Origin of the sequence: Bradyrhizobium sp. Leo170, from assembly GCF_004296405.1 — a bacterium.
Taxonomy (GTDB): domain Bacteria; phylum Pseudomonadota; class Alphaproteobacteria; order Rhizobiales; family Xanthobacteraceae; genus Bradyrhizobium.
In genome coordinates this window covers 1-21,790 of the sequence record NZ_PSRR01000118.1, presented here as the reverse complement: position 1 = coordinate 21,790, position 21,790 = coordinate 1, and the positions used below count along the sequence as shown (strand labels likewise).

The window sequence follows — 21,790 nt, the reverse complement described above, 5'->3', positions numbered from 1 at the left end:
CAACCTGCATGTGGTCGAAACCATCTGCGATCTCCTCGACGAGATCGCACCGCGCGCACAAGGCGCCCGCCGCGACCTGATCACCTTCGTCGCCGACCGCCCCGGCCACGACCGCCGCTATGCCATCGATGCCTCCAAGCTGGAACGCGATCTCGGCTGGCGCGCGGAAGAGAATTTCGAGAGCGGCATTGCGAAAACGGCGCGTTGGTTTTGTGACAATCGTCCCTGGTGGCAGGCCATCCTCGATCGAGGCTACCAACGCGCCCGCATCGGGCTGGGATAGGCCCAAACCCCGCAAACGGGCTGGGGATTGCCTTTGACCGTCATTTGGTCATCATGGAAATGGTTCAGCTATGACCGTTCAAGTCACAGCGTGACGCATCCACATGCGCCTTGCAGTAGGCGATCCACTTAAGAAGAGCTTTCAGGATCCGATATGCGAATAACGATGGTGGGCACGGGTTACGTCGGCTTGGTCTCTGGCGCGTGCTTTGCGGACTTCGGGCATCAAGTCACCTGCGTCGACAAGAATGCGGAGAAGATCGCGGCACTCAAGCGGGGAGAGATTCCGATCTTCGAACCGGACCTTGATCGGCTGGTGGAAACCAACGCGCGGTCCGGACGGCTGTCGTTCACGACCGACCTCGCCGATCCCGTCTCCCATTCCGACGCCGTTTTCATAGCGGTCGGAACCCCGTCGCGGCGGGGCGATGGTCACGCGGACCTCAGCTATGTCTACGCGGCGGCGCGCGAGATCGCGGCCAGCCTCAAGGATTTCACGGTGGTGATCACCAAATCGACGGTTCCGGTCGGGACCGGCGACGAGGTCGAGCGACTTATTCGCGAAGCCAATCCCGACGCCGACGTCGTGGTCGCCTCCAATCCCGAGTTCCTGCGCGAGGGCGCAGCTATCAGGGATTTCAAGCATCCCGACCGGATCGTCGCCGGCACGGACGACGAGCGGGCCAGAAAGGCCATCTCCGAGATCTATCGTCCGCTCTACCTCAATCAGGCGCCGCTGATGTTCACCGGCCGCCGCACCGCGGAACTGATCAAATACGCCGCGAACGCCTTTCTCGCGACCAAGATCACCTTCATCAACGAAATCGCCGATCTTGCCGAGAAAGTCGGCGCCGATGTGCAGGAGGTCGCGCGCGGCATCGGCCTTGATAATCGCATCGGCACCAAGTTCCTCCATGCCGGCCCCGGTTTCGGCGGATCGTGCTTTCCGAAGGACACGCGTGCCCTGATCAAGACGGCACAGGACTATGAAGCGCCGATCCGCATCGTCGAAGCGGTGCTGGCCGTGAATGAAAACCGCAAGCGCGCGATGGCGCGCAAGGTCGTCTCGGTGCTTGGCGGGTCGCTGCGCGGCAAGATCGTCGCGCTGCTCGGCCTGACCTTCAAGCCCAACACCGACGACATGCGGGAGTCGCCATCGATCCCGCTGATCACGGCCTTGCAGGATCTGGGGGCAAAGATCAGGGCCTATGATCCGGAAGGCATCGAACAGGCCCGCTCCGAACTGTCCAACGTCACCTATTGTGACGGCCCGTATAGTTGCGCCGAGGGCGCCGACGCGCTGGTGATCGTGACCGAGTGGGAGCAATTCCGCGCACTCGATCTGGACGGCTTGAAGCAGAAGATGGCCAATCCGGCCATCATCGACCTCCGCAACGTCTATCGGCCGAGCGACGTCATCGCTCACGGATTCAAGTACGAAAGCGTGGGCAGACCGACGCCGTCGGCGAGCTAAAGCGTGATGGCTCTGTTTGAATCTGCGGGTGAACGCAGTTGCCACTGCTCGTCCGTTTGTTAGAGCATGATCCGGAAAAGTGTGAAGCGGGTTTCCCTCGCGACAAACGCGAAGCGTTTGCGCGGAGATCATGCTCAAACAATAACCTAAAGCGCGATGACGATTCATCTTCATCTCGTCGCGCTTTAGGAGGTCCGCGGGGACTTGCGGCGCAGTCCGGTCACGGTCAGCCACACCGCCGAAATCAACAAGTAAAAGGCACCCACGGCAGCATAGCCCGCCAAGTTGGCGATTGACGGCGGCGTCGGCAGCCGAGCCTGCGCGATGAAGAAACCGCCCGCCACGGCTGACTGGCCGCCACTAAGCACCATTGCCCATTGTGCGCCATAACTCTTCCACCGCCGGACTGCGGTGCCAAGTTGGAGCAGTCCAGAAAGAAGCGCCCACGCACCGAAAACCCCGACCACGCAGTTCATGCTCATCCGCAAAGCCAGAAAGACCGCTACCGTCGTCACAAAACTCACGAGGACATTCAGAGCCTGCGTGCGATTCTCACCCAATCCGCCGCTGCGCGATGCGTCGACATAATTGGCCGCCGCGTCCCACGCAGGATAGGTCAGGAGAAGGATCGCTGCGATCGACGAGGACTGTTGTCCGACCGTGAACGCCGCAGCCACCCAGGCTGCGGAGAATGCGGTTCGGGCAAAGTAGTAGACCTTCAGCCATTGCTCTTGCTTGCTGAGGGCGGAGTGTGCTGCGCGGACTGTCATCTGCTCTCCTCTGGACTAGTAGACAGTTTTCTATACCTACTAGTTGGTAGATTGCGCGGCGCAGTTTGACACTTAGCTCGAGACGGTGCGCCGCTCGCCGTCCGATCGCTTCTCAGAAAAGGTAGACCTGCATCGTCAACGCCGCGCGGAAAGTCGGTCCAGCAATGGATTGAGAATCGTCCCGAACGTCTTTGGATCGCCATACGCTCGTGCGGACAACATCGCGCCGTGGACAGTTGCCATGAACGTTTCGGCCTCCACGTGCGGCGTTGTCACGAGTTGCAAGCGTCCCTGCTGCGAGCCACGCTCGAGCACTGAGGCAAGCCAATTCGACAACCAGCGAAAATGCGCTCTGACTTCGATTGCGACCTCTTCCGGCAAGACAGGAAGCTCACTCGCGAGCAGCGCGCAAACGCAAAAGGGGGCGCTCGCGTTAGTGATGCAGGCTTCCCAGTACGCGGTATAACTGCGGAGTAGTTCGATCGGATCTGAGATATTCCGTTCGAGATGGGCAATTCCTGCTCGAGCCTCTTCGCGATAACGAGCAACCAACGTGCGAACGAGGTCCACCTTGCTGGGAAAATGATGGTGGATGCTTGGTTTCCGGATTCCCACCACGTTCGCAACGTCCGCATAGCTGAAGCCGTGGTACCCTCCGGCAATTATGAGAGAGCGCGCGCAAGCCAGGATGTCGTCGGCAGTCGTTGAAGGATTACTCATAACGCTACCCTGCCTTCTAGTCGGTAGATCGTCAAGCACTAACGGGCCAACCAAAAGGTTCGGCTTCGGCGACCAACCCAGATATCGCCAGCAGCCGAGAGGAGATTGGCAGCGGGCTCGCCGTAGCGGGTGACGACACGGCGAAAATCCTTGAGGCTGCAGAAGGCGTTCTCGATAGGGTGACGGCCTCAAGGCTCCCGTACGGAGATCACCGAGGTTCGGCTTTGATGTCAGGGACGGACTTCCTGAACCCGCTTACGGCCTCTGCACTACGGGCCAGGACGGCCGGGTTAGACACACCCTGATGGTCCCGACGGGCGGTGTAAGGGGCCTCTAGTTCGGCAGCCTCGTCGTCCGTCAAGGTTATCGAGAGCGCCGCGATCGCGTCGTCGATATGCTTGGCCTTGAGCGCACCCACGATTGGCGCCGCAACGACGGGATTGCGACGCAGCCAGGCCAATGCGATCTGCGCTTGGCCGATGCCCCGTTCCGCTGCAATTGCTGCCGCCGCCTCGACGATTTTCCGATCGCTTTCCGCAGTCGCCGCGTTTTGCTCGGCGCCCGCGGGTTCGGCTTCCGAACGGGAACTGATCGCGCCCCACGGTCGAGCCAAGCGGCCGCGCGCAAGCGGGCTATAGATGATTGTCTGCACGCCTTCGTCGGCGCAGAGCGGCAGCATCTCGCGCTCTTCCTCGCGGACGAGCAAGTTATAATTGTCCTGCATCGACACAAACCGCGTCCATCCGTTTGCCCTCTGCAGATGCAACGCCTTGCTGAACTCCCATGCCATCATTGAGGAGGCGCCGAGATAGCGCACTTTTCCGATCTTCACGAGATCGTGGAGCGCCTCAAGCGTTTCTTCCCACGGGGTGGTCTGATCGCGGCGATGGATCTGGTAGAGATCGATATAGTCGGTGCCGAGCCGCCTCAGGCTATGGTCGACCTCGGTCATGATCGCCTTGCGTGACAAGCCGATGGCGTTGGGGCCATTACGCGTCGGCGCAGATAGCTTGGTGGCGATGACCACACTATCCCGACTGACGAAATCCTTCAGCGCTTTCCCCAGGATCTCCTCGCTATTTCCATTCGAATACAAGTTTGCAGTGTCGAAGAAGTTGATCCCGGCTTCAACCGCGTGCCGGATCAGCGGGCGGCTGGCTTCCTCATCGAGCGACCAGGCCGGATGGCCACGGGAAGGGTCTCCAAAGCCCATGCAGCCGATGCAGATGGGGGAAACTTCAAGGCCTGAGTGACCAAGCTTTATGTATTGCACGCGACCTCCTCGACGGGTAGCTAAGTGGATAGCTCTCCGGTTTACGGATTACCGGAGAGTTCTCCGCTTAGTCAAGAGGTGTGATGGCCGACCTTGAGGCAAAACTGCGCGCCGACGCACAGGCGAACCGTGACCGTATTCTGGACGTGGCGCGCGATGCGTTTGCTGCTGACCCGGGCACGTCCCTCAACTCCATCGCGAAGATAGCTGGAGTCGGCGCGGGCACGCTCTACCGTCACTTTCCGACCCGCGAGGCCTTGCTGGTGGGCGTCTATCGCAAGGAAATTGGTGCGCTTGTGGAGCTCGCGCCGAAGCTGCTTACAAAGCATCCTCCGCTGCAGGCTTTCCGATTGTGGTGCGATCGGTTTGTTCGGTTTGGTGAGGTGAAGCATGGCGTTGCTGACACGCTTCGGGCAGCAATATCGGATCAGGACTTTCAGGAAACCTACCGACCTCTGGTGGAGGCGGTTCGCCGGTTGATGGAGGCCTGCGAAGGCTCGGGCGACATACGTCCAGGCGCCGAGCCTGAAGATGTCTTGACGCTTTTGGGATTGCTATTGCGAATTTCACCGACCTCGGACGGGAAAGCGCAGACAAAGAGAGTTCTCGCGCTTATCTTCCGCGGCTTGGGTGCCGAAGAATAGCTCTCCCGGTCACGAAGCGGCATCACGATAAGTCCGGCGACGGACCACCTTTCAACCGCTCGACTGGGTTGGCATCAATCCGGGATCAAGCGTCAGCGCGATCACGCGTCTTCGCACGTGGTGATGCTTCAGCGACGGAAGGCTTCTCGGAAGAGCCTCGAATCCCATAAGGCGCGTACAGCAGATAGTGCGCCCGACGTTTCCGCGAGCGCCAGTCGCGCGCCGCATATCCCAGCAGAACGCCGACTGAAAAGGTGACAAGCAAAATCAACGCGGAAAACATGACATCAGTCCAATATGCTTGCCGACAATATATCTCGTTCTGACAATATTTTCATGTGCCGGTTGTGACGACATCATGATCGCGGCGCTGAAACATTGTTCAGGCGCCTGACTTCATGTGCAGGCGGCTGCCTCGATATTGATCAGAGACGATCTTACGACGGCTGACGGTACGCCGTTATGACGGCGGCAATGCAAACCGAAGCTATCCGTCACACGCGATGATAGTCGCGAAACCAGGCGATGAACTTCTCGACGCCATCCTCGATCCTTGTATGCGGCCGAAAGCCGATCTCGCGCGCAAGGTCGTCGACATCCGCAAAGGTTGCGGGCACGTCGCCGGGCTGCATGGGCAGCAGCACCTTCTGGGCCTCGCGGCCAAGCCCCTTCTCCAGCAGCGTGACCACGTGCATCAATTCTTCCGGCTTGTTGTTGCCGATATTGTAGATGCGCCATGGCGCCGTGCTCGAGCTCGGATTGGGCTCGTCGCCCGACCAGTCCGGATCGCCCTGCGGCACGTGATCGACGAGCCGCGTCATCGCCTCGACGACGTCGTCGACATAGGTGAAATCGCGCCGCATGTTGCCGTTATTGAACAGGTTGATCGGCTTGCCCTCGCTGATCGCGCGCGCAAAGAGATAGAGCGCCATGTCGGGCCGATACCAGGGGCCATACACGGTGAAGAAGCGAAGCCCGGTCATCGGGATGCCGTAGAGGTGGCTGTAGGAATGGGCGATCAGCTCATTCGCTTTCTTGGTCGCGGCATAGAGGCTGATCGGATGATCGACATTGTCGCGCACGGAGAACGGTAGCTTGGTGTTGGCCCCGTAGACCGAGGAAGACGACGCGAACAAGAGATGCCGGCAACCATTATGCCGGCAGCCTTCCAGGATGTTGATGAAGCCCTCCAGGTTGGAGTCGGTATAGGCGTGAGGATTCTGCAGCGAATACCTGACGCCCGCCTGCGCCGCCAGATGGACCACCACCGGAAAACGGTACTGCTCGAACAGCGCCTTCATGCCGGAGCGGTCGGCGAGATCGAGCTTCCGGAAAGTGAAGTTCGGATGCTCCTTGATGAGGTCGAGGCGGGCGAGCTTGAGCGCCGGATCGTAATAGTCGTTCAGATTGTCGATGCCGATGACGCGCTGGCCGGCCGCCAGCAATCGTTGCGTCAGATGAAGGCCGATGAACCCCGCGCAACCCGTAACCAGCAAATCGTCTGCAGACACCGCTTTTCCATCCTTCGCGCCATAACACCCAGCAGCGCCATGATCGCCGGATAATGCGTCGCTGTGAAGGCTTCAGCGGAACCGACCGGCCAATTATGCTTGATGGACGCGAGCGGTTGTCCGCTTTTGGGTGCCTGCCCTAGAGCTTCGGTTCTGATTAAATCAGAACCGAAGCTCTAGATTCTTGTTTTGACGCGTTTTTCTTCGCGCGAACCGGCGTCCACTTCGCTCGAAAACGCTCTAGTTGCTAGCAGCCGTCTTGTAGTCCGGAAACCGGCTCAGCACGGCGGCCTTCATGAACTTGAAATGCGAGATCGCCGCAGCGAGTTCCGTCAGGCGGCGCTGCCCGTTGGCGATCTCGGCGTCGAACAAGTCGTGGTGATAATTGTCGAGCGGCTCGCGCTCCAGATACTCGTCGGTGCCGTTGCCGAGCGTCACGGCGGCGCGCGCCAGGACATCGTCGACACGGCGGCTCAGGCCGCTCTGTTCGCTTTCCGCCGCCTGCAACGCATTGTCGATCGCGGCCACGATGGATCCCACGCGCAGCCGGTCGGTCTCGGCGTCGCGCTCGGGCGAACGCGCGCGAAACCCCTCATCGATCCCCAGCCGGGCCTTGATGAAGTTCTGCGCTCGGGATCGCAAGAAGAGCTGAAACATCTGCGTTCGTCCGGTCCGGACCGTTACGGGGCAACGCCCAAAAGTCGCCCCTTCTTAGTTAAGGAACGGTAAAGTTGCGTCCGTCGCACCCCGCGGCGATCGGCCATAGGGATGCGGCCCGCCATTCAAGAGAAACACCAGAGCATCAATTTCAGGAACAGCGAACCCAGCAGATAGACCCAGCCTGCCATGGCCAGCAGCGCTATGGCCACGAACGCGCCGGAGAAACCGTGCTCCTTCACCCGCCTCAAAAGCGAAACTTTTTCTGGTGGGGAGAGCATGCCGGATCTGCGGTGGGAACCTTCAGATCCGACTTCTACGGCGCAAATTCGATAAACTGGTGACGCTCCCCGACCGCCACGTTCCAGAGACCTTGTGCGGGCGACACGTGTCGCGCGCCGTCTCCTAGGTGCGGAAGAATGCGAACCAGATCACGCCAAGGATCAGAACCGCGAGCCCGGTCGAAATCGACAACAGCGCGGCCACGGTGGGTCCTGCTTCGGCCTGGCGCGCCTCGGTCGTGGTTTCAACAATCCGGCCATCTCGGTGTGTCGTTGCCATGCGCCACCTCATTCCATTCAGTTAGCAGTTAACTGCCTACAACTGCCGGCTAATGCCTGGATGTCCCGTCCCCAGGCGCAACTCATGGTCGGAAGCGATGTTCCTGAGGATTTGGCGGCGAGCGGAACAGGCCAACGCGTCGCATGGGGGCCCGCAAGAAATCCGCAAGAACCATGCGGGCGATCAGCGGTTAACCGTCATTGGCAGGTTCACCGTTTGGCCATGTTTGAAACCCGGTTCCGCGGTGGTATCTTCTGCCTCCCGTCTGTTGCGTCTTCGGAGTATCCCCATGGCCCCCCGCGCCAACTGGAAGGGTTTTCTGCGGCTGTCGCTCGTGACCTGCCCGGTCGCGCTCTACCCGGCCACGTCAGACACCGAAAAGGTCTCCTTCAACCAGGTCAATCGCAAGACCGGGCATCGCATCAAATACGCCAAGGTCGATGCCGAGACCGGCGAGGAAGTTGCCGCCGAAGACATCATGAAGGGCTACAAGGTCGATACCGACACCTACATCGAGATCACCAAGGACGAGCTCGACGACATCGCCCTGGAATCGACCCGTACCATCGAGATCGATGAATTCGTGCCGAAGGCCGATATCGATAGCCGCTATCTGATCCGCCCCTATTACCTCATCCCGGACGGCAAGGTCGGCCACGACGCGTTCGCGGTGATCCGCGAGACCATCCGCAGCCTGAACAAAGTCGCGATCGGCCGCGTGGTGCTGACCAACCGCGAGCATGTCATCGCGCTGGAGCCGCTCGGCAAGGGCCTGATGGGGACGCTGCTGCGCTACCCCTACGAGGTCCGTGACGAGAAGGAATATTTCGACGACGTACAGGACGTGAAGATCACCAAGGACATGCTCGATCTCGCCAAGCACATCGTCGAGCAGAAGTCGGCCGACTTCGACCCCGAGGAGTTCGACGACCGCTACGAATCCGCGCTGATAGAGTTGATCAACCAGAAACGCAACGGCCTGCCCGTGGCGAAGCCCGCGCCGAAATCGACCGGCAACGTCATCAACCTGATGGACGCGCTCAAGCGCAGCCTTGCCAATGAGCAGCAGGCGCCCGCCCCCACTAAAGCAAAAGGCAAGAAGCCGAAGAAGCGGGTCGAGGGCCAGCGCGAAATGCTGTTGCCGATCGCCGGAAGCGGCACCGGCGCCGGCAAGCGTGCCGCCAAGGAAGAGCCGAAGAAGGCGGAAAAGCCCGTGCGCGCGCCGACCCGGGCCAAGAAGGCCGGATAGGCGGGGAAGCGGCCCGGCGGTCTCATGCAATGATAACGACGCGGCAGGCGGCAAGCTGATATGCCGTGGTCGACGCCTTTCGAGCAGCCGATCGTCCTGCGCGGCGGCCGCAAGCTGGTGACGCTCCAGCACGCCGCCGACTACATCATGAAGCTGTCCGAGCCGGTGCAGCAACGCGAGCGTTGGCAAACCGCGGTCGAGAATCTGATCCATGCCGCCGAGAGCGGCGGCGGTTGGCTGATGTTCGCGCGGATCGCGGTGCTGCGGGCGCTCAACGAAGACGAGGCCGGCTGACGGCCACGGGCATGCTATTACTGCGGGAAGCCGTCGCGAACCCGCACAAAAAGCAGCCTGACGTTTTCGCCAAGGCTGGTGACCGCGGCGACGATCACGATGCTGATGCTGCAGGCAACGAGGCAATATTCGATCGCGGTTGCCCCGCGCTCATCGCTGAAAAAACTTGAAATCAACTGGCGCATCAAAATCCCCGCCGACACCTCGCACGGGTTTCTCCCGCCTCGCGTCTCGGCCGCAACCTAAAAGCTGACTGGTTGATGCCGCCTTGACGGACAGGATGAACGATTGATTAAGGCCATGCGTGGATTGCGCCGGTATTCATACGGTGCGGAAAATTTACCAGACGTTGCGCGCCACCTCGGACAGTTGGCGTCGGTACTGCCGCGGAGGAAGCACATGCCCCAAGAAACGCGAGAAACACGCAGGAATTACATCGGCGTTCTCTACGAGGAGACCGACGAGCCGCGCATGGTGGGCGAGCTGCGAACCGCGAACGATCGCCAAATGCGCCGATATCTCCAACGGCTGGTGGCGGCGGTGTTCAATCGACGCGTCGAAGCGAGATGATCTCCATCGTCCGCCTCGATCGTCAAGCAAATCAGCGGGCCGCCACGACGGCTGACCCGCTGACAGGTGGCGCGAAGCAATCCGGAGGAAGACGCCGGATTGCTTCGTCGCCGTTTCCTCGCAAAGCGCAAGGCGAGGGCGATCAGAAGTTGCGCTGGGCGCGAAGCTGCAGGAAGAACGTATCCTGGTCCTTGAACTCGTAAGTCGCAGCCGGCTTGGGGGCAGAAGCTCCAAGGACGGCCGTGCCCTGGAATTTCTGGTCGAGGTGGAACCACTGGAATTCAGCCGAGAACGTCAGGTTCTTGACCGGGGTCCAGCGGGTGACGGCACCGAGTTGCGACACGTTGAAGTCGGGGTTGCAGACGTAATTCGCGCTGACCGCCTTGGCGGGCGTCGTGAAGTTCGCGCAGATGAACGCCTTGGCCGTGCCGTCATACCGGACCGCCGAATAGCTGCCGTAGAAGCTGGTCGACCAGTAGGGATCCCAGTTGTGGTTCAACGCACCGCGGATGCCGAAGGCCTCGGTCAGATGCAGCGATCCGTCGCCGCCGGCTGCCACCGGCAGGTACACAGCGTCAGTGGTCGCGCCGAAGCCGATGCTCTGATACGCGCCGAAAGCGCCGCTGCCACCGAACATCGCAAAGCTCGGCGAGGCCGACGATGTCGCGATCACGTATTTGGTCGCGCCCTTGGCGTAGCTCGCATCGAACTTGATGTCGTCGCCGGGGCCGGTCGGGACGTTCTTGATGTTCACGCCGACCATCGTCGCGTAACCCCAGGAGTCGTCGGGATGCCCGGAAAGCTCGGATGCCGCGGTCGGCGCCGCGCCCGGAAGACCGACGCCGCCCGCCGGAGCGCCAGCCGCGTTGAGCGTATTGTAGGACGCGCTCACTTCATGCGCCGCGGCTGAAATCTGGAACAGACCCCAAGCCTGGTCGAGGCGGACATTGCCGACGACGTCAGGCGAACGAACGCCCGCATAGGCGTTGCCGGAATTCAGCGTCGCGTTCAGCGGCAGCGAAAGGTTGTAGATCGTGGTGCGGTCCCAGACCGCCGGATCGTCGAGGCCGATGCTGGCGGACACGCCGTTGCCGAACTGCGCCGTGTACTGGATGTTGTTGACACCGGTGTCGGTGTTCTGGCCGCCCATCAGGAAGGACGAGTTGTTGCCTGGGAAGCCCTGCCACGGCGTCGCATAGGCCGAAGAAGACTTACCAAACGTGAAACCGGCAAACTGAATGAAGATATACTCGACTGCGACATAGCCGCCGCCGGGCGTGTCGAGGAGCTGCGCGCCAGCAACCGGGAGCGAGCCGTTGATCGAGTTCGGGTTGAAGGTGCTGCCGCCGAGCGTGGAGAACTGGAAGTCGCCCTGCATGAAGGTGCGAACCGTGCCGTACTCGGTGGAGGTGCGCGTGTCGAATGTCAGCGCCATACGCGCGCGGGTCGCGAAGTAGTCGCGATAGCGGTTGTCCTGGCCGAGATCGCCGTTCCAGGCCGGCTGGCCCTGCGGACCGCCGTTGAATGTCGTGTCGACGCGCAGATAGCCGCCGATCTTCATGCAGGTGTCGGTGCCCGGGATGTACCAGAAGCCGGCGCCGTATAGCGAGCAGACCTTCACATATTCAACGGCCTTTGCCTTGACTGGAAGATCGGCTGCTTGCGCGCCGCTTATGGCCATCAGGCCGGCGGCTGTGCCGAGAATGAGTGTTCGCGCCCGTAACATCTGATCAAATCTCCTGGTCCCTCAACATGCACACGCATGTTTGAGGCGTTACCTAATTCAAAAACTTCCGGCGCGAATAACAACGCGGTGAGGTCGATGCTGTTGGCGAGGCGCTGTGACGTTTTCGTCACTCTTACGCTTCGAGGCTCATCGAATAATCGTATTCGCGTCGCGCAGATCAGATGTGCCAGCACAAACTTTTGATCGGCCATTCGCGCATCGCGCCCCTCCGCATCGCGAAACGCATAACTGCAGCCCCGAGATGCGCACGACGCATGCTTTACGCGCCCGCGAAATCCTGATCCTCTGTTGCAAAGCGGTCGGATGAACCGGCCGCGACCCAAGGGAGAGACACGGCCATGAAGCTCGGCACGGCGATTGCGGAAATCATGAAGCGCGAGGGGATCGAGATTCTCTGCGGCTATCCCGTCAATCATCTGATTGAGCACGCCGCGAACGCCGATATCCGCCCTATCATGGTGCGGCAGGAGCGCATCGGCGTGCACATGGCGGACGCGATCTCCCGCGTCACGTCCGGCCGCAGCATCGGCGCGTTCTGCATGCAGCACGGCCCCGGCTCGGAAAATGCGATGGGCGGGGTGGCGCAATGCTTCGGCGAGTCGGTGCCGGTGCTGGTGCTGCCGATGGGCTATCCGCGCCGGCTGGCGAACATCGAGCCGAACTTCAATTCCAGCCAGGCGATGAAGGCGTTCACGAAATCGTCAGAGCCGATCATTCTCGCCTCCGAAGTGTGCAACATCTTCCGCCGCGCCTTCACCAAATTGAAGAACGGTCGCGGCGGCCCGGTCATCGTCGAAATCCCCGCCGATATGTGGAACGAGGAGGTGCCGGAGCCCTTGAACTACACGCCGGTGCTGCGCACCCGCTACGGCGCCGATCCCGTGCATGTGAAGGAAGCCGCCGAACTCCTGATCAACGCCAAGCGTCCCGTGATCTATGCCGGCCAGGGCGTGCATTATGCCCGCGCCTGGCCGCAACTGAAGCGCCTTGCCGAACGCCTCGCCATTCCCGTCACCACGAGCCTCGGCGGCAAATCGTCATTTCCGGAGACGCATCCGCTGTCGCTCGGCTCGGGCGGGTTAGCTGTGCCGCGCGCGGTGCCGAAATTCCTCACTGATGCCGACGTGATCTTCGGCATCGGCTGCTCGTTCACGGAGACGAGCTTCGGCATCGCGATGCCGAAGGGCAAGACCATCATCCATTCGACCCTCGACCCCAATCATCTGAACAAGGATGTCGAGGCCAAGGTCGGCCTGGTCGGCGACGCCGCGCTCGTGCTCGATGCGCTGCTCGACGAGATCGGCAAGACCGTCACGTCGGATCGCGATACCAGCGCGGTCGCCGCCGAGATCGCCGCCATCAACGACGAGTGGCTTGCGAAATGGATGCCGAAGCTCACCCATAACGAGGCGCCGCTCAATCCCTACCGCGTGCTGTGGGACCTGCAGCACACCGTCGATGTCAGCAACACCATCATCACCCACGATGCCGGCAGCCCGCGCGACCAGCTCTCGCCGTTCTGGAAGTCGGTCGAGCCCCTCTCCTATCTCGGCTGGGGCAAGACCACGCAGCTCGGCTACGGGCTCGGGCTTGCGATGGGCGCCAAGCTCGCGATGCCGGACAAGCTCTGCATCAATGTCTGGGGCGATGCCGCCATCGGCTTCACCGGCATGGATTTCGAGACCGCGGTGCGCGAGCGCATCCCGATCATGTCGATCCTGCTCAACAATTTCTCGATGGCGATCGAATTGAAGGTGATGCCGATCTCGACCGAGAAATACCGCTCGACCGACATTTCCGGCGACTACGCCGCGATGGCGCGCGCCTTCGGCGGTTACGGCGAGCGGGTGACCAAGCCTGAGGACATCGTGCCGGCGATCAAGCGCGGCATCCAGAAGACCAAGGAAGGCATCCCGGTTCTGCTCGAATTCATCACCAGCAAGGAAACCGAAGTCTCGAGGCCGGGCACGTAGATCCTGTAGGGTGGGCAAAGCGCAGCGTGCCCACCATCCACGGTCGGTGCAAGAGATGGTGGGCGCGCGGAGCCTGTCATCGGGCGCGCGTTCGCGCGACCCGTTGGCTTTGCCCACCCTACGATTCTGATCGCAAGCTGAGCCGCAGTGGTTTAAGACGTCGGCATGTCCCAGACATCGACGTTCAATACGCCGCTACCGTTCGACGAACTGGCGGAGGCCATCAAACGGCGCCGCTCCACCTACGGACAGATCAGCGGCCTGCAGCTCGATCGCGCCGCGCCCGGCGAAGCCTGGTCACGCCTGCCCTATCGGCCGGTCTTTGTCGGCGACACGCAGACCGGCGTTCTGCATGGCGGCGTGGTTACCGCCATGCTCGACGAGAGCTGCGGCATGGCCGTGCAGCTCGCGCTGGACGGCACGCGCGCCATCGCCACGCTCGATCTGCGCATCGATTACCAGAAGCCCGCGACCCCAGGTCTCGATATCAACGCGCATTCGATCTGCTATCGCGTCACCCGCTCCATCGCCTTCGTGCGCGCGACCGCCTATCAGGAGTCCGAAGACGATCCGGTGGCCACCGCGACCGCCTGCTTCATGGTCGGCGCGAACCGCACCAACATGCTGTTCGACAAGCTGCGCAATGACGCCGCGCTGCCCGTGCTCGAAGCACCGGATGATCCCACGAGCCCGTTCGCAGCCAGCCCGTTCGCGCAGTGTCTCGGCATCCGCCTCGGTGAGGACGGCACGCTGGTGATGCCTTTCTCGCCGAAGATCATCGGCAATCCACTCTTGCCCGCCATCCATGGCGGCATGACCGGCGCCTTCCTCGAGACCGCCGCGGTCGTGGGCGTGACGCGCGAGCTCGGCGTTTCGGCGCCGCCGAAGCCGATCGGCCTGACGATCAATTATCTGCGCTCCGGCCGCGCCCTCGACAGCCACGCCAACGTCTCCATCGTCAAGCAGGGCCGGCGCGTCGTCGCGTTCGAGGCGCGGGCCTGGCAGGATGACCCGGCCAAGCCGATCGCCTCGGCGTTCGGTCATTTCATGCTGCGGCGATCACCTGGCCTCGATGACGACTAGGCCTTACTTGCTCGAAACCGAAACCGCCGCATCGGGTTGAGGGCCCGGCCCAGTGACCTGCAGCGTCGCGGTCATTCCGGCACTCAAGGTGACGCCGTCCGGCACGTCGTCGATGGCGATGCGGACGGGAATCCGCTGCGCCAAACGCACCCAACTGAATGTCGGGTTGACGTTGGCGATCAGATCCGTGCCGATGACATTTTCCCGATCCGTGATCGCGCGAGCGACGCTTTCGACATGCCCCTTGAGCGGAGCGTCGAATCCGAGCAATCGGACGGAAACGGCATCTCCCAGGTTGATGTAGCGCAGCTTGGTTTCCTCGAAATAGCCGGCGATGTAGAAGGAATCCTGGTCGACGACGGCAAGGACCGGCTTTCCCGCCGTGACGTAGTCGCCGCGGTTGAGAAGCAGATTGGTGACGTGGCCGTTGACGGGCGAGCGCACATTGGTTCGCGCGAGATTGAGCTTGGCGACGCCCACCTGCGCCATCGCCTCGTCGTAAGCGGCACGGGCCGCAAGCGTGGCGCTTCGTGCCTGATTGAGGGCTTCGGCCGAGATCGCATCGACACTGAGCTTCTCGCGGCGATCTTGTTCCTCCTGCCGTTCGTCGAGCGTCGCCTTGGCTCCCGCGGCTGTGGCCTCCGCCTCCTCGAGCGCGAGCTGATAGCGCGCCGGATCGACGACGAAGAGAATATCTCCGACCTTGACCTGCTGGTTGTCCTTGACGCGCAGGTCGATCACCGCACCCGCGACATCGGGAGCGACGTTGACGACGTTGGCCCGCACCCGACCATCGCGCGTCCACGGCGTCTCCTCGTACAGCCGCCACAACCACCACCCTGCAGCGATCGCCACCGCGACGGTCGCGATCGTCACCGCGTATTGCGCAAAGCGTCCGAGACTCGGCATGGCAACAGCTCACCAATATCTCACATGCTCACGCCGACGACCAATGTGAGCAGAATGAGGTAGAGCGCCGTATTGAACAGCGCCGGATGCCAGACAACACGATAAAGGCCAATCCGGTCGAATACGAGCCGCATCAGCACCCAGATGACCGCGGCAGCCCCCATATAGGCAAGAAACGGGGAGACGTAGACGCCGCCCAGATTGATCTCCTTGATCATGCGGTTGCCGCCTCGCTCACCGGCCGGGACGAAAGGCGCCGATCGCCAAAGAAGAAGCCCCCATGCTGCTCGATGGTGGTCTGGATCCCATAGAGCGCATCGGCAACGATCAGCAGATCGCCCTCGGCCGAGAGCGCGCGGTTGCGCGCCGACTCGAGCAGAGGTGCGACAGACGCAGAAGCGCGTCCGGACAAGGACGCCCGAAACGCACCGGATAATCCTGCCAATGCCCCCTCGATCGAACGCGCCACATCGGGGGGCACGTGCGGCAGTTCCCGTCGCAGGATAAGGATGTTCAACCCGACGCGTAGCGCGGCAAAGCCACCTTGCACGGATTGGCCGTAGCGTGGCGTTTCGGGGTCGAGCTGTGCCAGCAGCGCATTGATGCGATCGAATGTCCGGCTCTCATACGCAGTACGGGTCTCGGGCGTTGCGGTTGTCGCAACGCGGGCCAGATCACGCAGCAAGCCACGGATCATGCGGGTGGCCGCCACTTCTCGTCCAAACGGACGGAACAGCGCCAGCGAGACCGCGCCGAAGCCGATGCCGACCAGGTAGCCCAGCGCGTTGTTGGCGAACGCCTCGAAGTCGTAGGTCATCTGGTTGGAGATGCCGATCAGGCCGCCCGCGACGAAGATCAAGGGTATCACCATCGGAACGGCCTGAGGGACCGTCAGCAGCAGCCCGCAAACGAGGTACAATGGCGCAAGCGCGACCACCAGCGCGGCAAACGTATCGAGCCTCGGCAACAGCACGAACAGGTAGGCCGCGGAGATGACGGCGGCGACGGCCGTCATGCGAAAAAACATCAGCGCGCCGGCGGCCGGGTTGTCACGCGCGCCCATGATCGCGCACATGATGCCGGCGAAGGTGACGGCGGTGGCACCATTGGGCCACGCCGAATAGATCCAGAACAGGCTGGCCAGGACGATCGTCAACGCGGCGACAACGCCACCGGTCAGCGCGAGCGCCGGCTCGCGATAGGGCTGAAAGGACGGCGCGGCTTCGCGCTCTGGGGGCAGCACTCCCAGGCCCATATGCGTCCGGATCCAGACCGTATGGCGCCAGATATCGATGATGTCCTGCAACCGCAGCAGGATGTTGCGGACCAGGAAGGCGTTCGGTGTGCTTTCAAGCTCCTGCCGCGACGGCTGTGCGGCGTCGATCTCTGCCTGGATTCTCGTCCCATCGCCTGCTTCCCGCCACGAGTCATCCGGCGTCGCCGGTCCGGTCCAGGCGGCGATATGCGCCTTCGTCATCTGCAGAAGCGGTCGCAGCCGCTCGATCCGCTGCGGGTCGCGTTGCCGCAGCAGCAATATCCGGTCATGAACCGAAACGAGATGCGACAGCAGCGATAGCAGCTTGGCTTCGAACAGGCGGACCAAACTGTCCATCGCCCTGACCGCCGGCGTATCCAGGTTGGCGAAGACGCGCAACTGCTCCAGGCCGACGACGGCAGCGATCATGCGGCGCCGGTCCGTCTGAATTTCGGCTTCGACGGAGTCTGCCGACAGCCTGTCTCCGGCCCAGCGGGCCATGGTCGGCAGCGTCGATGACAGCGCATCGACCAGGGCAGCGCCGGCGCGCTGCGGAAACACGAGGTGGTGGACCAGCGTCGCGCAGGCGATTCCGAGGATGATTTCCAGGCAGCGCGCCACGGCAAAGTCAAAGGCGGTCTCCGGAGCGAGCGCCGCGGGAAGGCCGATGATGGCGGCCGAATAGCCGGAGAGCATGCCGACATAGGCCTGCGGTGCATCGCGCAGATAGATCGAAACGGCCGTGCCCGCACCGATCCAGAGCGCCAGCGCCAGACAGAACAGCTCCGGCGCATTGGAGAACAGCGCAACCAGGACCAGCGACGCGACCGCGCCGATCACAGTCCCGAGCACCCGGTAGAGCGATTTGGCGAGCACCATCCCGGCCAGCGGCTGGGACACAACGTAGACCGTCGTGATGCTCCAACTCGGTTGCGACAAGTCCAATTGAAATGCGATGTACAGCGCCAGCACGGCAGCGGCGAAGGACTTGACCGAGAACAGCCCGTCCCGCCAGGAAAATCCGCGGATGATCGCGATCATGGTCCCCCACCCGTGAGGCGGCCTTCGACACAGCCGTGCGACCTCGCCTTCTCAAAGCAGATCAGGCGACCAAGTTCCCACGGTCGGCCGCGGTTGTGACGTATTCGCGGTGTTCCCAACCGAGCCTCGTCCTCCTGGCCGGGGATTGACGCGCTATGGGGCACCGTTTCCGACGAGCACAAAGGGCGCCCAGACGCTGGGATGAGCATTGTCGCCCCCCTTGGCGACCAGTGCCGAAATCGAGCGGCGAAGCGCCTCGGCGCGGACGGTGTTAGGCTGCGACGTCATAACACCGATTGCGCCCGTCGTGATGGCGACGGCGGCCTCCGAATTGACCGGCCAGTGCGAGACCAGGAGGGCACGCGTGCCTGCGTAGAAGAACGCTCTCGCCAGACCGGAAAAGGCTTCCGAGTTCGCTGCTTCGCCGCCGGCCGTGTTGCAGGCTGAGAGCACGACCCAGTCGGCGTCGAGCTTGAGCGCGGAAATCTCCGACGATGTGAGATAGCCGTCGTCGGCCTGCGTAGCGGCAGCGGGCGGCGTCAGGATCAGCCCCGGCTCGATCGAGCCGCGGACCTGACCGGCCAGCGCTGCGTGCGTTGCAAAGTGAAGAATGCGAAACTGTTCCAGCCGTCCGCTTTCGCTGAGCGACTTCACCTTTGCTTCGGTCGCCTCATTGCCCAGGTAAACCTCGCCCTTCGCAGGCGCAAAGCTGTTCGCCACGGCGCACAGTTCGAGCGCGGTTTCGGGCAGCGGCACGAGATGCCTGAGTTGTTCGATGTCCGCCGTGCCGCCGGAAAGGACGACGGCCGACCGGTGCCCTCTTTGAACTACCAGGCTTGTTCGTGGCTCCGCGCCTTCTGCGCAAGTCTGATGAAGCCGCGCCTGCTTGACGCGGTCGACAACCCAGTCGCTCTGACCGTCTCCATTCAACAGCGGATTGCCAAAACCTATGAACGGCTTGGACGCCTTGCTCCGTTGCGCGACCTGGCGCAGCGCTTTCAGGCTCGAGACCGACGGCAAGACGGTCGTCGCAAACCGTTTAACCAGCCAGGGCTGCTTGGCGAGATCCCGCCGAGCGCCGTCAGATGCAGGCTTGTCCGTCAGCAGGAGCTGGAAGGGCAGCGTCGCCAGCGGGCCGGATGGAACGAGAATGAGCTCCTTGCCTTCAATGTCCTTCTCAACCGGCTGAAGCAGCGCCTGGTAAAGCCCGAACGCCCGGTCCAGATCGAACGGCAATTGATCGCTCGGCGGGCGATCCATTCCGAGCTTTTCGGCGCAGGCGCGGCTCGCATCCATCCACGCTTCGTAATCAACGCCACAGCGCAAAATGCTGACCGTCTCCGCCACCTGCTTCGCGCCGATCGGTGCGGCGTGCCAACGGACATCGGACGCCGTGACGGTCCACACGAAGGTAAAGCGCGACGTCGTAGTGAACAGCAGCAGCGCCTCCTTCGGGCCCAGCGCTTTTCGAACCTCTTCAAGAGAAATCGATGTCCGGGCCACGAGCGCCGCGTATTCCGGAAATTGAGCCGTTATCTCGCGATCGAGCGCTTCGATCTGGCTTGCAATGCGCGTCGCCTGGCCACGGATCGCCTGCTCCGTCTCCTGATTGCGCGCTGCATTCGGCTGTGAAATGGCCGAGATCAATAGTCTGTCCGTCGCTAGCGCCTGCTCGCTCAGGTCCTGTCGCAGGCGAACCCGAGCCGACAGATCTCCGCTGCCCGCCGCGATCCGCGCCGACATTCCGCTGACGGCCTTTGCCGCCTGTTCGTCCCCGATCCACTGCGCGGTCTCGAAGGCCCGAGATCGCAACGTCGTCGCCTTGTCGCCATCAGCCGCGCCTGCGAGCTGGTAGGCGGCAACGATCATGCCGGGGAACGGATTTGTGTTGTCATGGAATTTCAGATCGGCGGTGGTTTGCGCCGCATTGGCTTCGCCAGCGCTGCGGTTGATCAATATCGTGGAAGCGCGCGCAAACGCATCATAGGCCCGCTGCCAATCACTGGCGTCCAAGTAATGCGCCCCGAGGTTGTTGAAGCTGTTGGCGACGTCCGGGTGCACCTCGCCAAGTGTATTCAGGCGGATGTCCAGCGCCCGCTTCAGGAGCGGCTCGGCATCCTGGGACCTGCCGGTGCTGTCCATGATGACAGCAAGATTGTTGAGGCTGCTCGCAACCAGCGGGTGGACCTTGCCAAGCGCTGCCTCGCGTATCGAAAGCGACCGGCGCGCCAAGGCCTCCGCCTCCGCGTAGCGCGAATCGTCGCCAATCAACGTGACGAGATTGTCGAGCGAGACGGCGATATCGACATGGTTCGCACCGAGGCTCTTTTCGCGGATCGCCAGGGAGCGGCGGAACAATTGCTCGGCCTCCTTCTTGCGACCGGCATAGGCCTTTGCGTCAGCGAGATTGTTTAACGTCGTCGCCACATTCGGGTGATCAGGTCCGAATGCCTTTTCCTGAATGGCAAGGGCGCGAACCAGCAGGGTTTCGGCCTCCTGGGCCCTGCCCTCCCGAGAAAGAACGATCGCGAGATTGTTGAGGCTGGCGGCGACGTCGGCATGATCGCTGCCGAGCGCCTTTTCCCTGATGGCCAATGTGCGCCGTGCCAGTTGCTCGGCGTCGGAAAGCCGCCCCTGCAGGCGCCTGAGTTCTCCGAGATTGTTGAGCGTCGAGGCGAGATAGACGCTGTCACGGCCGTGGCGCTGTTCCTGGAGACCGAGCGCTTCAAGGAACCGTTCCTCGGCAAGCTGCAACCGGCCTTGCGCCTTGTAGACCTCCGCGATGTTGTTCAGGACCACCGGGACCATGATGTCGGCCTGTCCCGATGCGCGCTTGAAGACTTCAAGCGCCTGGCTGTAAATCTCGAGCGCCTCCGCCTCTCTCAATTGACGGTGACGCACATTGCCAAGCTGCATGCGCGCCATCGCGGTGTTGAGATTGTCGCGGCCCAGGGCGCTTTCGTTGATGGCGATCGCGCGCGAGGCATTGCGCTCGGCGTCGTCCAGTCGGTTCTGGCTGAAGGCGATCTGGCCGAGGGTGGCAAGGACTGCCGCGACATCGGGATGATTTGGACCAAGAGCCTTCTCGCGGATGGCAAGGGCTCTTTTCAATGCGGTTTCGGCTTCGGTCATCTCGCCCTGGGCCTGCAGAGCCTGCGCCAGCACGACAAGGGTTGTCGCCGTCAAAAGCGACTGTCGACCGGTGGTCTTTTCAGCCTCGCTTGTCAGCTTTCTTGCCAGCGGCAGGGCTTCGCTGTATCGCCCCTCCTTGGCGAGCGCCGTGATGCGTTGCATCAGCGCCAGCATTTCCTGCTCGCCTGCCCCGCAAGGCAACGTAACCATGCCTGCAAGGAATAAAGCGACGATAAACCGGGCGATCAACGTTCGGCCTGCTCGCATGCCCCACCGCTCCAATTCACTTTTGCAAAGCATCTGACATCGCCACCCTCTGGGGCCAGAGCAAGGCGGAAGCCGAGCCCTGCTCCGCACGGCGGTGTCGTTGTAGGGTGCAAAACCCTCGGCACATACTCGGCTCAATCGAACAAGGCGAGATGACACTGCCGCGTGCCCCGAAACGCGATCGCGCGCATGTCAAATTTCCTAGACATTTCAACGTGATTTGCCCGGTCCAGTCCCCACGCGAAAAACATTCCGCTTCCGTCGTCGGGCAAATCAGTGATTTAACCCCGCGCGTCTCACCCAAGATGAGGGGCGGCTCGCGATCGTCACGAACGTTGCGGTGAGATGCGGTGGACGCAGTTGTTGCGAAAGACGAAC

19 protein-coding genes and 2 pseudogenes are annotated in these 21,790 nt (G+C 62.2%); 8 read left to right on the top strand and 13 right to left on the bottom strand.

The window, feature by feature from the left end:
• The coding region (locus CWO89_RS20485) for a GDP-mannose 4,6-dehydratase (protein WP_207234527.1) at window positions 1–283 on the top strand (283 nt) is incomplete at its 5' end.
• Between the two features lie 153 nt (window positions 284–436).
• The gene (locus CWO89_RS20480; RefSeq protein ID WP_130580546.1) at window positions 437–1,756 is read left to right on the top strand and encodes a UDP-glucose dehydrogenase family protein; all 1,320 of its coding nucleotides are present in this window, start codon (window positions 437–439) and stop codon (window positions 1,754–1,756) included.
• A 185-nt stretch (window positions 1,757–1,941) separates the two neighbouring features.
• Here the strand turns inward: CWO89_RS20480 and CWO89_RS20475 are convergent, their stop codons facing one another.
• From CWO89_RS20475 to CWO89_RS20465, 3 genes and pseudogenes are all read right to left on the bottom strand, one after another.
• The gene (locus tag CWO89_RS20475) at window positions 1,942–2,526 is read right to left on the bottom strand and encodes a DUF308 domain-containing protein (protein ID WP_130580545.1); all 585 of its coding nucleotides are present in this window, start codon (window positions 2,524–2,526) and stop codon (window positions 1,942–1,944) included.
• Window positions 2,527–2,661: 135 nt separating this feature from the next.
• On the bottom strand, window positions 2,662–3,246 hold the full coding sequence (locus CWO89_RS20470) for a TetR/AcrR family transcriptional regulator (protein WP_130580544.1): 585 nt from the start codon (window positions 3,244–3,246) through the stop codon (window positions 2,662–2,664).
• Between the two features lie 322 nt (window positions 3,247–3,568).
• Window positions 3,569–4,519 (bottom strand): annotated as a pseudogene (locus CWO89_RS20465) (aldo/keto reductase); the annotation flags it as partial.
• An 83-nt stretch (window positions 4,520–4,602) separates the two neighbouring features.
• On the opposite strand from CWO89_RS20465, the gene CWO89_RS20460 reads away from it, so the two are divergent.
• Window positions 4,603–5,163 (top strand): TetR/AcrR family transcriptional regulator, encoded by a 561-nt coding sequence (locus CWO89_RS20460; protein WP_130580542.1) that lies wholly within the window; start codon window positions 4,603–4,605, stop codon window positions 5,161–5,163.
• 494 nt (window positions 5,164–5,657) lie between these two features.
• Here the strand turns inward: CWO89_RS20460 and CWO89_RS20455 are convergent, their stop codons facing one another.
• The 4 genes from CWO89_RS20455 to CWO89_RS45985 form a co-directional block, all read right to left on the bottom strand.
• On the bottom strand, window positions 5,658–6,674 hold the full coding sequence (locus CWO89_RS20455) for an NAD-dependent epimerase (RefSeq protein WP_130580541.1): 1,017 nt from the start codon (window positions 6,672–6,674) through the stop codon (window positions 5,658–5,660).
• Window positions 6,675–6,914: 240 nt separating this feature from the next.
• On the bottom strand, window positions 6,915–7,331 hold the full coding sequence (locus CWO89_RS20450; protein ID WP_130580540.1) for a hypothetical protein: 417 nt from the start codon (window positions 7,329–7,331) through the stop codon (window positions 6,915–6,917).
• Between the two features lie 125 nt (window positions 7,332–7,456).
• Window positions 7,457–7,612, bottom strand: a complete 156-nt coding sequence (locus tag CWO89_RS45990) for a hypothetical protein (RefSeq protein ID WP_165421253.1) — start codon at window positions 7,610–7,612, stop codon at window positions 7,457–7,459.
• Between the two features lie 124 nt (window positions 7,613–7,736).
• Window positions 7,737–7,892, bottom strand: coding sequence for a hypothetical protein (locus tag CWO89_RS45985; protein WP_165421252.1), 156 nt, complete (start codon window positions 7,890–7,892; stop codon window positions 7,737–7,739).
• Between the two features lie 289 nt (window positions 7,893–8,181).
• Here CWO89_RS45985 and ku point away from each other — a divergent pair, with 289 nt between their 5' ends.
• Window positions 8,182–9,141, top strand: coding sequence for a non-homologous end joining protein Ku (gene ku / locus CWO89_RS20445; RefSeq protein ID WP_130580539.1), 960 nt, complete (start codon window positions 8,182–8,184; stop codon window positions 9,139–9,141).
• Window positions 9,142–9,201: 60 nt separating this feature from the next.
• Window positions 9,202–9,435, top strand: a complete 234-nt coding sequence (locus CWO89_RS20440; RefSeq protein ID WP_130580538.1) for a hypothetical protein — start codon at window positions 9,202–9,204, stop codon at window positions 9,433–9,435.
• A gap of 17 nt (window positions 9,436–9,452) precedes the next feature.
• On the opposite strand, the gene CWO89_RS20435 is transcribed toward CWO89_RS20440, so the two are convergent.
• Window positions 9,453–9,620, bottom strand: coding sequence for a Flp family type IVb pilin (locus tag CWO89_RS20435; protein ID WP_130580537.1), 168 nt, complete (start codon window positions 9,618–9,620; stop codon window positions 9,453–9,455).
• A gap of 103 nt (window positions 9,621–9,723) precedes the next feature.
• Here CWO89_RS20435 and CWO89_RS20430 point away from each other — a divergent pair, with 103 nt between their 5' ends.
• On the top strand, window positions 9,724–10,005 hold the full coding sequence (locus CWO89_RS20430; RefSeq protein ID WP_130580536.1) for a hypothetical protein: 282 nt from the start codon (window positions 9,724–9,726) through the stop codon (window positions 10,003–10,005).
• A gap of 142 nt (window positions 10,006–10,147) precedes the next feature.
• Here CWO89_RS20430 and CWO89_RS20425 read toward each other — a convergent pair whose 3' ends face one another.
• Window positions 10,148–11,731, bottom strand: a complete 1,584-nt coding sequence (locus CWO89_RS20425) for a porin (RefSeq protein WP_130580535.1) — start codon at window positions 11,729–11,731, stop codon at window positions 10,148–10,150.
• A 350-nt stretch (window positions 11,732–12,081) separates the two neighbouring features.
• On the opposite strand from CWO89_RS20425, the pseudogene CWO89_RS20420 reads away from it, so the two are divergent.
• Together CWO89_RS20420 and CWO89_RS20415 are read left to right on the top strand one after the other, a co-directional pair.
• Window positions 12,082–13,725: pseudogene (locus tag CWO89_RS20420) on the top strand (thiamine pyrophosphate-requiring protein); the annotation flags it as partial.
• Between the two features lie 165 nt (window positions 13,726–13,890).
• Window positions 13,891–14,808 carry a PaaI family thioesterase gene (locus CWO89_RS20415; RefSeq protein WP_130580533.1) on the top strand — a complete coding sequence of 306 codons (918 nt, stop codon included), beginning with the start codon at window positions 13,891–13,893 and terminating at the stop codon, window positions 14,806–14,808.
• Between the two features lie 3 nt (window positions 14,809–14,811).
• Here the strand turns inward: CWO89_RS20415 and CWO89_RS20410 are convergent, their stop codons facing one another.
• The 4 genes from CWO89_RS20410 to CWO89_RS20395 form a co-directional block, all read right to left on the bottom strand.
• Entirely contained in the window at window positions 14,812–15,717 is a 906-nt protein-coding gene (locus tag CWO89_RS20410) for an efflux RND transporter periplasmic adaptor subunit (protein ID WP_130580532.1), read from the bottom strand.
• A gap of 20 nt (window positions 15,718–15,737) precedes the next feature.
• A complete protein-coding gene (locus CWO89_RS20405) occupies window positions 15,738–15,935 on the bottom strand; it encodes a DUF1656 domain-containing protein (protein ID WP_130580531.1) in 198 nt (65 codons plus the stop codon).
• Window positions 15,932–18,013, bottom strand: coding sequence for an FUSC family protein (locus CWO89_RS20400; RefSeq protein WP_130580530.1), 2,082 nt, complete (start codon window positions 18,011–18,013; stop codon window positions 15,932–15,934). The genes CWO89_RS20405 and CWO89_RS20400 overlap by 4 nt, the downstream gene beginning before the upstream one ends.
• Before the next feature lie 153 nt (window positions 18,014–18,166).
• The gene (locus CWO89_RS20395; RefSeq protein ID WP_165421251.1) at window positions 18,167–21,412 is read right to left on the bottom strand and encodes a CHAT domain-containing protein; all 3,246 of its coding nucleotides are present in this window, start codon (window positions 21,410–21,412) and stop codon (window positions 18,167–18,169) included.
• Window positions 21,413–21,790 lie beyond the last annotated feature (378 nt).